General features: G+C 44.6%; 11 protein-coding genes and 1 tRNA gene. 5 read left to right on the top strand and 7 right to left on the bottom strand.

The features are described 5' to 3' along the window. Positions 1-3 precede the first annotated feature (3 nt). Positions 4-1131, top strand: coding sequence for a radical SAM family heme chaperone HemW (gene hemW, locus COW15_RS10220; RefSeq protein WP_293632564.1), 1128 nt, complete (start codon positions 4-6; stop codon positions 1129-1131). A gap of 152 nt (positions 1132-1283) precedes the next feature. Beyond that, entirely contained in the window at positions 1284-3134 is a 1851-nt protein-coding gene (locus tag COW15_RS10215) for a DUF885 domain-containing protein (protein WP_293632482.1), read from the top strand. Between the two features lie 638 nt (positions 3135-3772). Here the strand turns inward: COW15_RS10215 and COW15_RS10210 are convergent. The 5 genes from COW15_RS10210 to trmB all read right to left on the bottom strand — a co-directional run bounded on the left by COW15_RS10210 (position 3773) and on the right by trmB (position 8166). After that, complete coding sequence (locus tag COW15_RS10210) at positions 3773-4714, bottom strand: LysR family transcriptional regulator (protein WP_198780626.1); 942 nt, start codon at positions 4712-4714, stop codon at positions 3773-3775. 426 nt (positions 4715-5140) lie between these two features. Then, positions 5141-5962, bottom strand: a complete 822-nt coding sequence (locus COW15_RS10205) for a YggN family protein (RefSeq protein ID WP_293632481.1) — start codon at positions 5960-5962, stop codon at positions 5141-5143. Between the two features lie 193 nt (positions 5963-6155). Further along, positions 6156-7070: a glutaminase B gene (gene glsB / locus COW15_RS10200; RefSeq protein WP_293632480.1), complete on the bottom strand. Its 915-nt coding sequence runs from the start codon at positions 7068-7070 to the stop codon at positions 6156-6158. Continuing rightward, positions 7070-7396, bottom strand: coding sequence for a YggL family protein (locus COW15_RS10195; RefSeq protein ID WP_007646234.1), 327 nt, complete (start codon positions 7394-7396; stop codon positions 7070-7072). The genes glsB and COW15_RS10195 overlap by 1 nt, the downstream gene beginning before the upstream one ends. 53 nt (positions 7397-7449) lie before the next feature. Next, positions 7450-8166, bottom strand: coding sequence for a tRNA (guanosine(46)-N7)-methyltransferase TrmB (gene trmB / locus COW15_RS10190; protein ID WP_293632479.1), 717 nt, complete (start codon positions 8164-8166; stop codon positions 7450-7452). Between the two features lie 199 nt (positions 8167-8365). Here trmB and mutY point away from each other — a divergent pair, with 199 nt between their 5' ends. Together mutY and COW15_RS10180 are read left to right on the top strand one after the other, a co-directional pair. Further along, entirely contained in the window at positions 8366-9472 is a 1107-nt protein-coding gene (mutY, locus tag COW15_RS10185) for an A/G-specific adenine glycosylase (RefSeq protein WP_293632478.1), read from the top strand. A 2-nt stretch (positions 9473-9474) separates the two neighbouring features. Next, complete coding sequence (locus tag COW15_RS10180; protein ID WP_293632477.1) at positions 9475-9753, top strand: oxidative damage protection protein; 279 nt, start codon at positions 9475-9477, stop codon at positions 9751-9753. Between the two features lie 80 nt (positions 9754-9833). Here the strand turns inward: COW15_RS10180 and COW15_RS10175 are convergent, their stop codons facing one another. Together COW15_RS10175 and COW15_RS10170 are read right to left on the bottom strand one after the other, a co-directional pair. Next, positions 9834-10409, bottom strand: coding sequence for a YceI family protein (locus COW15_RS10175; RefSeq protein ID WP_293632476.1), 576 nt, complete (start codon positions 10407-10409; stop codon positions 9834-9836). 4 nt (positions 10410-10413) lie between these two features. Next, positions 10414-10965 carry a cytochrome b gene (locus COW15_RS10170; protein ID WP_293632475.1) on the bottom strand — a complete coding sequence of 184 codons (552 nt, stop codon included), beginning with the start codon at positions 10963-10965 and terminating at the stop codon, positions 10414-10416. Between the two features lie 388 nt (positions 10966-11353). Here COW15_RS10170 and COW15_RS10165 point away from each other — a divergent pair. Then, positions 11354-11429: transfer RNA gene (locus COW15_RS10165), tRNA-Phe, on the top strand. Positions 11430-11439 lie beyond the last annotated feature (10 nt).

The raw sequence follows: 11439 nt of genomic DNA, 5'->3' as shown, positions 1-11439 counted from the left end.
GAACTGCCGCCACTCAGTCTGTATATCCATATTCCCTGGTGCGTACAAAAGTGTCCTTACTGCGACTTTAACTCCCATGGTCAAAATGGTGAGCTGCCACAGGAGGCTTATGTTGATGCGCTTCTGGAAGACTTACGCCAAGATTTACATCTGGTCCAAGGGCGGCAGCTCCATACCATCTTTATCGGTGGTGGCACACCATCTTTATTCGATGCTTTGCAAATCAAACGCATACTCGATGGTGCTAATGCGCTAATTCCTTTTAGTGACAATATCGAAATCACCATGGAAGCCAACCCTGGCACCTTGGAACACGATGACTTTAGTGCCTATCGTGCAGCCGGTGTCACTCGTTTATCTATCGGGGTGCAGAGTTTTTCTAAGGATAAGCTCAACTTACTCGGACGTATTCACGATCAAAACGAGGCACAAGTCGCCGCTCAAAAAGCCAGTCAAGTGGGATACTTAAGTTTCAACCTCGATTTAATGCATGGATTACCGAACCAAAGTTTTGCTGAAGCCATGGCCGATATCGACACAGCAGCGGCGCTGAATCCGCCCCACCTGTCTTGGTATCAGTTAACGATTGAGCCCAACACCCTATTCCACTCAAAACCGCCGCAGCTGCCCGATGACGAAGCGCTCTGGCATATCTATGAGCAAGGTCAACAAAAGCTGGCGGCATTAGGGTATGAGCAATACGAAATATCCGCCTATGCAAAACCCGGTTATCAATGTAGGCACAATCTCAACTACTGGCAGTTTGGTGATTATCTAGGCATAGGCTGTGGCGCCCACGGCAAAGTAACGCTGCCAGAAGAAAAACGCATCATACGCACGGTAAAAATTAAACATCCTAAGGGATATCTCAGTGCCAGCAACTACACCTTCGAATCGATTGATGTTGCAGAGGAAGATCGCGCCCTCGAATATTTAATGAATCGCCTGCGCCTGATGACTCCTATCCCTAAGCAAGAATTTGAACTGCGTACCGGACAGCACAGAGACACATTGACCGACGGAATGGAAAAAGCCAAACAGCGCGGTTTACTCACAGAATCCGCTGAACATTGGCAATTAACCCGTAAAGGTCATATGTTTGTTAATGATTTACTGACACAATTCTGCTAAGCCTGCCGTTAAAATAGCTAGATAAATAATGTGTTAGTGGTCAATAGTGCAGTTTAATACTATTACTGCTAACACATTTTCTAACATTAATATCCATACATTCTTGTCCAGCTTCTTTAGAATTGATGCAACTCAATCTAGGAAGCTTGATCATGCCAATAAAAACTAAAATCAGCTTAGTCGCACTGACCCTTTCAGCCCTGCTGACCATTCCCGCGTATGCAGCATCAACCTCGCCAGCCTTACACAGTGCAAGCGAACCTGTGAATGCGGTGGTGCAAACCGAGTCAGACAAAGCCAATGCGTTGTTCGAAACCCTCTTTATGGAAAACATCATGGCGAGCCCCATTTCGCAAACCTATATGGGGATCAAGCAAGACTATGATAAATGGGATGAACTAGGTGATGCCGCCGATGATAAAACCCTAGCGCGCACGAAAAAACAACTGGCGCAGGTCAATCAGATTGATGCGACCAAGCTCGATCCACAAACACATCTTAGCCTCACCTTACTCAAACAAAATCTGCAAAATGATATCGAAGATGACCAATGGCGCTATCATAATTATCCTGTGAATCAGATGTATGGCGGCCACTCTATGATCGCCTCCTTCTTAATTAACCAACATCAAATCACAGATGTCAGCGATGCCAAGGCCTATATCAGCCGCTTGAATGGCGTGCCCAAACGCTTAAGTCAATTACAGACAGTGTTAGACGTTCGCGCAGATAAAGGCATTATCGCGCCTAAGTTCGTGTTCGCTTATGTAATTTCAGACAGCCAAAATATTATCAAAGGGGCGCCTTTTGATAAGGGCGACGACAGCGCGCTACTCGCAGATTTTCGCCGTAAAGTGAACGCATTAGCGATTCAAGAAACAGAGAAACAAGCGCTAATAAAACAAGCTGAGCAAGCATTAGTTACTCAAGTCAAGCCAGCCTATAACAAGCTTATCAGTTATGTAAAAACCTTAGCGGCCAAAGCTGACGACCGTGATGGTGTGTGGAAACTCCCTAATGGAGCCGCCTTCTACAACAATGCCTTAGCTCGTACTACCACGACAAACATGACCGCCGATCAAATCCATGACTTAGGTCTTTCTGAGGTGGAACGTATCCACAATGAAATGCGCGCCATTATGAAGAAGGTCGATTTTAAAGGTGATTTACAGCAATTCTTTAGCTTTATGCGTGACGATCCCCAGTTCTACTACCCCAATACCGCCGAAGGTAAAGCCGCTTATCTAGCAGAGGCGACTAAGCTCATCGACAATATGAAGTCGCGCTTAGATGAAGTGTTCAAAGTAAAACCTAAGGCCGCCATGATAGTGAAACAGGTTGAAGCCTTTAGGGAAAAATCCGCGGGCAAAGCCTTCTATGAGCAACCGGCACCGGATGGCTCGCGTCCAGGTAGCTACTATGCAAACCTATATGACATGAAAGCCATGCCAAAATATCAAATGGAGGCACTGGCCTACCACGAAGGTATTCCGGGTCATCATATGCAGATCGCCATTTCCCAAGAGCTGCAAAATATTCCTAAGTTCCGCAAGTTTGGTGGCTATACCGCCTATATCGAGGGTTGGGGTTTATATAGCGAATCTTTCCCGAAAGAAATGGGACTCTACGCCGATCCTTACTCTGACTTTGGTCGCCTAGCAATGGAACTGTGGCGTGCATGTCGCTTAGTCGTTGATACCGGTATTCATGCCAAGAAGTGGACCCGCGAGCAAGGCATTACCTATTACGTGGACAATACGCCCAATGCTAAATCCGATGCGGTGAAAATGGTTGAACGCCATATCGTTATGCCATCGCAAGCGACAGCTTATAAAGTGGGGATGATTAAGTTGCTGGAACTAAGGCATAAAGCAGAACAACAGCTTGGTAATAAATTTGATATTAGGGACTTCCACACCTTAGTGCTAGCGAACGGCGCATTGCCACTGGATGTGTTAGAGCAACAAGTCGATCTCTGGATAGCCAGCAAGAAAAAGGCCTAATGCACTAATGCCTAAGTGCTAAGTCGTGAAACACTGTTAACTTGCTTCACGACTAAAAGCACATAGGTGAAAGCCTTAAGCTGCAGCCAATAAAAAAGCCACTCGAAAGTGGCTTTTTTATTGGATTTATTACCTACTTGGCAATAAAACCCTATCTCACTGTGGATCACTATATTTAATGTATTAAGTTCAAAAGTTTAATACTCGATGTGATTTTAGGGTACAGAGAGACAAAACTTGTCCCAGAACTAAACCACCAGAAAAAAATTACCTCAGCTATAGGGCTGAGGTAAACCAAAAACTAGGATGATGGTTTAAAAGCCAACATTGTTTTAGTTCGAAAACTTCTGCTGGCGGTGATCTAGAACTGCATTCCTGCCGATCTGTACACCCATATCGAAAGGGGTCATTTCCAATATAAGTATAGGACTCAGATCATTCCAAATCAGCTGCCGTCATTGTATTCAAATAAGAACAGAGTTCAAGTGTGCTAAACACTTTTGCTTTAGAGAAGCCTAAAAAATCGAATGTAAATACATCCAAAAATAAAATGCAACCAACTGATTAATAAAGTAAAAATAAAAGTAGAAAATAACCAAAACCACATAAGACTGATTTCAAGAACAATGTTTTCATTTTTACTGACGCTTGCTAAAGAGCTCAGCATAGGGAATATCCCAATAGGGCGGATTTCCAATGTGATCTTTGATAAATTCGATAAAAGCACTGACCTTGGGCGCAAGATGTTTACGGCGGGGATAAACAGCTTGCAATGGCAGGTGATGGGTCAATTGCCAATCCTTTAACAAAGGCACTAAGGTCCCTTTAGTAATTTCATCTTCCATCAAATAACTGGCTAAATACACAATACCTAAGCCACTAATAGCCGCAGATTTTAATGCAGGGGCATTATCGACTCTGAAATTGCCCGATACCCCAATTTCACAGTAGTCATCTCCCTTTCTAAATTGCCACATACTGTGTTCATGCCACTCGCCTTGATAGACTAAACAATTGTGGTCAACCAATTGCTCAGGACGAGTTGGCTCTCCATGCTTGGCGACATAATCAGGGGAAGCAACGAGGAGAAATTGGCACTTCATTAAAGGTCTTGCAACCATTCCCAAAGGCAATTGCTCTGACATAGTGAGCAGCAAATCAAGGCCTTCGCTCACTACATCGACCTTATGGTCGAGTAAACTCACCTGCAACTCTAGCTCTGGATGCTTCGCCATAAAAGAGGGTAAGGCTGGAATAATATGCATAGCACCAAAAGACTGGGATATACCCACTTTCAGCACCCCACGGGTGGCATCATTCAAATTATGAACACTTGCGATAGCCTGCTCTGCATCACGCAGTAGTTCTTCCCCTTGCAGATACAGCAAATGCCCAGCTTCAGTCAGACTTAAGCTTCGAGTAGTACGTTGGATTAATTGAACACCGAGTCTATGTTCGAGATCGGCTACCTGCGTACTGACCTTAGACTTAGAGATCCCAAGCCTTCTTGCGGCTGCGCTAAAACTACCCGCTCTGGCCACATGAGTAAAAATCGCAATAGGTTCTAACAGTTCTAACATTGAAAGTCGCCTTAAGCAGTTTACGACAATGATATTAACTTTCGGTCATTCACAGTGGTTAGCGTAATCATCGCTTAAAAACAACCATAGCATTGATATCTCGCATTAAACTGACTTAATGCAGAGATTTAGACCGAAAAAGTCCACTAAAGTAGGGTGTTATATCTGACTGATATGCCAGCTTTTAATTATATTTTAAGAGTATACCAAATATTGGCCTCAAGACTGTAACATTCCGAACTAAATCGCTGCAAGCCTAGCCTACACGCCACATCGACTTAGCCATAAGAGTTTTCGCTACGATTAGACTCTAGCCAATAAAAAAGCCCCTAAGCGATAAATTGACTAGGGGCGTAGTATTCAAATTTGACTCATGCACAAGGAGATAGAAGTTATTGCAGTTAACACTAAAAACAAAACCAAGGGCTATTCACGCAGATCCTTAGTAGAATTTTGCGTCAACGCATAGGGCGCGAGTTCTGGCACTTCTTGGCGTAATTGATTTTCAAGCACTAACAGATTTTCAAATCGGTCGCACAAACGGTCAGCCTTAGCTTCCAATCCCTTAGATTGACTCTCGATTTGCTGCTCAATATCTTGGCCTAAGTTGTCCATTTTTTTGGAGAAGGCATCCATCTTGGCTTCAAAACTATCACCGTCGCCAGACATGATTTGGCCACCTATGGTCATCATAATAGTGCCCACTGAGTTCTGAACAATTTGCTCCATTTCCTGCTCAAATTCGTCGTTAAAGGTGTTCTGCATCGAATCTTCCGTCGCACCTAAATAGAAGCTATCACCATGCTTGTAGGCCACTGAATCAACACGCTTTTGAACGCCTGCCATCATTTCATCGAACTTAGCACCGGCCGCATCGCCCATTAAAGGGGTTAACGCCATGCTCACCGCTTGGGATGCCAATGCGACGGCCTCGTTCACGACTTCAATCACTTCAGGTACTTGAGTCGACACTTCATCGGCGTATTGAGTCACTAACTTTCTTTGCTTATCGGTTAAGTTAACTTGTTTGCCTTCAACAAATAATTTATCGACTTCGATACGATACTTTTCTGTACCCTTCTCGCTCATGACTAATTTTTTAGGCTCTACCATAACGTCATAATTTAAAGAGACTTCACAGCGGTCATCGACGTTAGGCTCGGTTTGCGCTTGCGCCAACTGTAGGCCAGATGTTCCTAAAATCACCCCGGATAAGGCAAATCCAGTTAATAACTTATTTAATTTCATGTTGTTCGTCCTTTAATCTGAATAATTTGATAAACCTAAACTACTGAATAACTTATAGCAGGAGATTAGCAGGAGACGTGCCAACTTTATAACAATATGATTATGTTGGATTTAGGAAGTTTAGCACTAAAAGGTCATTAGCGAAATTCGCTAACTTTTAGTCTGATAGTGCTAATAAAAACGTGAGATAGAGCTAGAAAATAGAACGACCAAGACGCTGGCTTAAATGCTCAAGCATGGCAGTGCCAGCAAGTGAATTGCCATTGCCATCGAGTTCTGGCGACCAAACACAAATCGACAGTTCCCCAGGAATAACGGCAATGATGCCGCCACCTACGCCACTTTTACCTGGCATACCGACACGATAGGCAAACTCACCCGCTCCATCGTATAAGCCCGAAGTCGCCAACAGGGCATTAAGCTGCCGAGTTTGCACCTGAGAAATCAGCTCAATGCCATCCAAAGTCTTGCCGCGATTAGCCAAATACAACATGGCTTTAGACAAGTCAGCACAATTCATCTTTAAGGCGCAGTAATGAAAATAGGTGCGCAGCACAGTATCGACATCGCCTTGAAAATTACCAAAGGACTTCATCAAATAAGCGATAGCCGCATTGCGCGCACTGTGCTGATATTCTGAATCGGCCACTTGTTTGTCGAAACTCACCTTATCGTTTTGGCTTAGTTGCCTGACTAACTCGAGCATTCTGTGTTTAGGCGCACCTAAACGGCTCTGCAATAAGTCAGCAATCACTAACGCGCCAGCATTGATAAAGGGGTTGCGCGGCTTACCACGTTCTAACTCGACTTGGACTAAAGAGTTGAATGAATGGCCCGAAGGTTCTTTGCCAACACGGCTCCAAATTTCGGCCTCTTCATATAAAGTTAACGCTAAGGTTAAGCTGAAAACTTTGGAGATACTTTGAATCGAAAACGGCTCAAGGTAATCGCCCGCACCTAAGGTTTCACCGTCAACAGTCGTGACGGCAATGCCTAATTTGCCAGCATCGACGCTGGCCAGTGCGGGGATGTAATCTGCAACCTTTCCTTGGCCGAGCAAGGGTCGAACTTTCTCGATCACTTCCTCAAGTAATGCCAACTCGGGCATTAACTCCACCAAATGTCGTACAGTTCGCTAACTTCAACCTGAGAAACTTTTTGGTTCGCCCAGAATGCCTTAACTGCAGCAATATCTTCTTCGGTGCATTTGCCAATCGTTTGGGTCGCGATAATGCCTTCCCATTCGATATGACCACCGCCGTGGAAACCTAATTTGCGGGCTTCAATCACTTCATCGATAAATTTATCAACAGTTGCATCGATATCGGCTTCAGATACTGATGCATCAAAAGTCCAAGCCATATCAAAACCTAACTCTTGGAATTCATCGACACGCATTTTCTTACGTAAACGACGGCTACGATTAGTTGCCATAGTGACTTTCCCCGTTGTGTTAAAAAACTAATTAATCAATTGAAATATCTAGATTAAGCGATACGCTCAAACATCAGATCCCATACACCGTGACCCAATCTATGGCCACGGGCTTCAAACTTTGTCAGTGGGCGATGATCAGGACGCGGCACCACAGTGCCATCACTCGACTGGTTTTGATAACCATGAGCCGCTTGCATCACTTCCAACATATGCTCGCTGTATTCTTCCCAATCGGTTGCCATATGGAACACGCCGCCAATTTTTAGCTTGCGGCGGATCAGTTCAGCAAATTCAGCTTGCACGATGCGGCGCTTATGGTGACGCTTCTTATGCCAAGGATCGGGGAAAAACAATTGCACTCGGGCCAATGAGCCGTCGGCAATCGCATGTTCTAATACTTCCATGGCATCGTGATGATACACACGTAAATTAGTCACACCCGCAATAGCCGCATCGCTTAAGCAAGAACCGACACCCGGTTTATGCACTTCAATACCAATAAAATTCTGCTCTGGTGCATCTTTAGCCATTTGCACTAAAGAGGCGCCCATGCCAAAGCCAATTTCCAGCACTGTATCGGCTTCACGGCCAAAAACGTCGCTCAGGTTCAATGGCGCTGGGCTGTAATCTAAGCCCATGGTTGGCCACTGGCTTTCAATAGCTTGGGCTTGGCCTTTAGTTAAACGACCTTCTCTTAGGACAAAGCTTCTGATCTTGCGCAGATACTTGCCTTCTTCATTAAATTCAGCGGTAGTGACTTCGCTCATTTTTGCCTCGTCTAGTGGATAGCACCATATAAAAGAAGGGCATTATCCAAAGTTCAACATACAGTGCAAGCACTAATGGCGCCAAAGTATACCAAGATTATTTAAGAGTGCGAATTTAGCGGCGATTTTTGGCTTTTTAGCCCTTGTTCACTTGTCTTTTAAGCTTGTCTAAGAAGATAACTGCCGCTACACTGCGCCGATGAAATCTACAGCCTCCTTCGCCACACGTATCGTCTCTTGGTACGACAATCACGGTCGTAAAACCCTCCCTTGGCAGCAGGATAAAACCCCATATAGCGTATGGGTTTCTGAAATTATGCTGCAACAAACTCAGGTTGCGACTGTTATTCCCTATTACCTTAAATTTATGGCGCGTTTCCCCGATGTGTTAGCACTCGCTAACGCGCCAGATGATGAGGTGTTGCATCATTGGACCGGCCTTGGGTATTACGCTAGGGCGCGTAATCTGCATAAAGCAGCCAAGGTGATTCGCGACGATTATCAGGGGCTATTCCCAACGGATTTTGAGCAAGTACTTGCTCTGCCGGGTATTGGCCGCTCGACAGCAGGCGCAGTATTGTCACTGTCACTTGGGCAGCATCACCCCATTCTCGACGGTAACGTCAAACGCGTGTTAGCACGACACGGCGCTATCGCCGGTTGGCCGGGGCAAAAAACGGTCGAAGAACAGCTTTGGCAACTGACTGATGCCGTTACGCCGCAGCAAGATATTCAGAAATATAATCAAGCCATGATGGATATCGGCGCCAGTATTTGCACTCGTAGTAAACCTAACTGCGCCGCTTGCCCTGTGGCGATTGATTGCAAAGCTCAGCTGATTGGCAGACAAACCGATTTCCCCGGCAAAAAGCCTAAAAAAACCATACCGACCAAAGCGGCGTGGATGTTAGTGCTGATGCAAGATAACCAAGTCTTTCTAGCTAAACGCCCGCCAGCGGGAATTTGGGGAGGGCTTTGGTGTTTCCCTGAGTTTGCCACCCAAGCTGCCCTTGAAACCCATCTTGAAGAACAAGGGTTTGCTGCGCAGCCACTCGAATGGTTAACAGGCTTTAGGCACACATTTAGCCACTTTCATTTAGATATTCAGCCCATGATGCTTAACTTAGATAAAACCCACGGCGATAAAATCCACGGCAATAAACAGAGCGTGGGCGCTGTCATGGAACAAAACCAGTCACTCTGGTATAACATAAGTCATCCTTCCAAAGTGGGACTCGCCGCCGCCACCGAGCGCGTGCTAGCCAATTTGGGATCACTCGTTCAATCCGCAGTCAGTAAGGAATAATCATGGCGCGTACAGTCAATTGCGTATATTTAAATAAAGAAGCCGACGGCCTAGACTTTCAACTGTATCCAGGTGATTTAGGTAAACGTATTTTTGATAACATCAGCAAAGAAGCTTGGGGCCTATGGCAAAAAAAGCAAACCATGCTGATCAATGAAAAGAAACTCAACATGATGAATGTTGATGATCGTAAGTTTCTTGAAGAACAAATGATCTCTTTCCTCTTTGAAGGGAAAGACGTTGAAATTGAAGGTTTTGTACCAGAAAAAGATCAAGATTAATTCTTGTTTTAACCTAACAATAAAACCCACAAAAAAGCGCCTTTCGGCGCTTTTTTATCTCTAAATGGCAGAATAAAGCGTTACTTACGCACACCTTCAACCACAAGATCTAACTCAACATGGCTAGACGCTGGGCCTAAATCCATCTTGATACCGAAATCTTTCATCGCAAACGTGGTTGTGCCAGTAAAACCTGCACGGTAGCCACCCCAAGGATCTTGACCTTCGCCCACTGCATGGGCCTTGATCGCTAATGGCTTAGTCACACCATTTAAGGTTAAGTTGCCGTTAATCACTAAGTCGCCATTGCCTTTATCTTCAACTGAGGTTGAGGCAAAAGTGGCCTGCGCAAACTTGCCAGTATTGAGAAAGTCTTCGCTACGAATATGCTTATCACGCTCGGCGTGGTTTGAATCCACACTTAAGGTATTTACCGTCACATTTACTTTAGCCGCAGTGGGTTTAGCCGCGTCATAACTAAAGTCACCGCTAAAATCATTAAAACGACCAACAACATAGCTATAACCTAAGTGACTCACTTTGAAAGTAATAGAGGCATGTGCTCCTTCACGGTCAATGACATAGTCCGCCGCTGAAGCCGTCATCGGAGCCAATAGAGATGCACCAATCAGTGCGCTTAACAGTTGCTTTTTCATTGTATTATCCTCGATTAAATTTAATCATTTTGAGTAAAGTTGCATCTTTATCAATAAAGTGATGCTTTAATGCGCCCGCGGCGTGAATCACCACCAGTGCCATCAAGCTGTAAGCCGCATATTGGTGAATATCGCCCGCTATATCGGCTTGGTTTTCAAAAAAAGGTCCAAATCCCGGCAGTTCAAACCAGTCAAACACCATAATTCCCCGACCTTCGGCCGTTGAGATTAAAATCCCTGCAAACATGATCACCAACAGCAAGGTATAAATGGCTAAATGCGCGATATGTGCCGCCTTTTTCTCCCACGGCTTATGATCCGCCTCTGGTGCGGGCTTAGGGTTTACTAAGCGCCATAACAAACGGAATAACGTCAAAGCTAAGAGTAAAATCCCTATGCTTTTATGTAGATGTGGCGCAGTTTTGTACCAAGCGCTGTAATAGGTTAACTCCACCATCCACACACCGACTGCAAACAAACCTATGATGACTAACGCACTCACCCAATGAGTCACTATGGCAATTAATCCATAAGCCAACTGACTATTTCGAAACATACTGCGACTCCATACCCGCGTAATTTCCATCCATCGATGAAATAATGTTCATTATCATAAGTCTAAATTTAAAAACTAAAATCAGTAAAAATCGCTTATATCTTTCGAAATTTTAGAAAGTAAGTCAAAAACTGGGATTTATAAGCACAAAGCTATAGTAAACATCAGCATCCCTCCGACTTGAAAAATACAGTTAACAAATGAAATTGGCCTGAATTCACCCAATAAAAGATAAAAAACATCCAAGATGCGCATTAAACAGCCGAACGAGTTATTTGTCAGGAAAAAGCGCTTGCAGAGGTGAAACTCCCTAGCTAATATAGCCGCACTTCGAAGGAGATGGCTTAGCCAACGAGTTCAAAGTAGTTAACTAACGCTTAGTTTAGTTGCCCGAATAGCTCAGTCGGTAGAGCAGAGGATTGAAAATCCTCGTGTCCCTGGTTCGATTCCGGGTTCGGGCACCACTATTTTGCA

It is taken from the genome of Shewanella sp. CG12_big_fil_rev_8_21_14_0_65_47_15, from assembly GCF_002783505.1.
Lineage (GTDB): Bacteria > Pseudomonadota > Gammaproteobacteria > Enterobacterales > Shewanellaceae > Shewanella.
The sequence above is the reverse complement of the archived record's forward strand: the minus strand, read 5'-3'. Positions and strand labels throughout refer to the sequence as shown.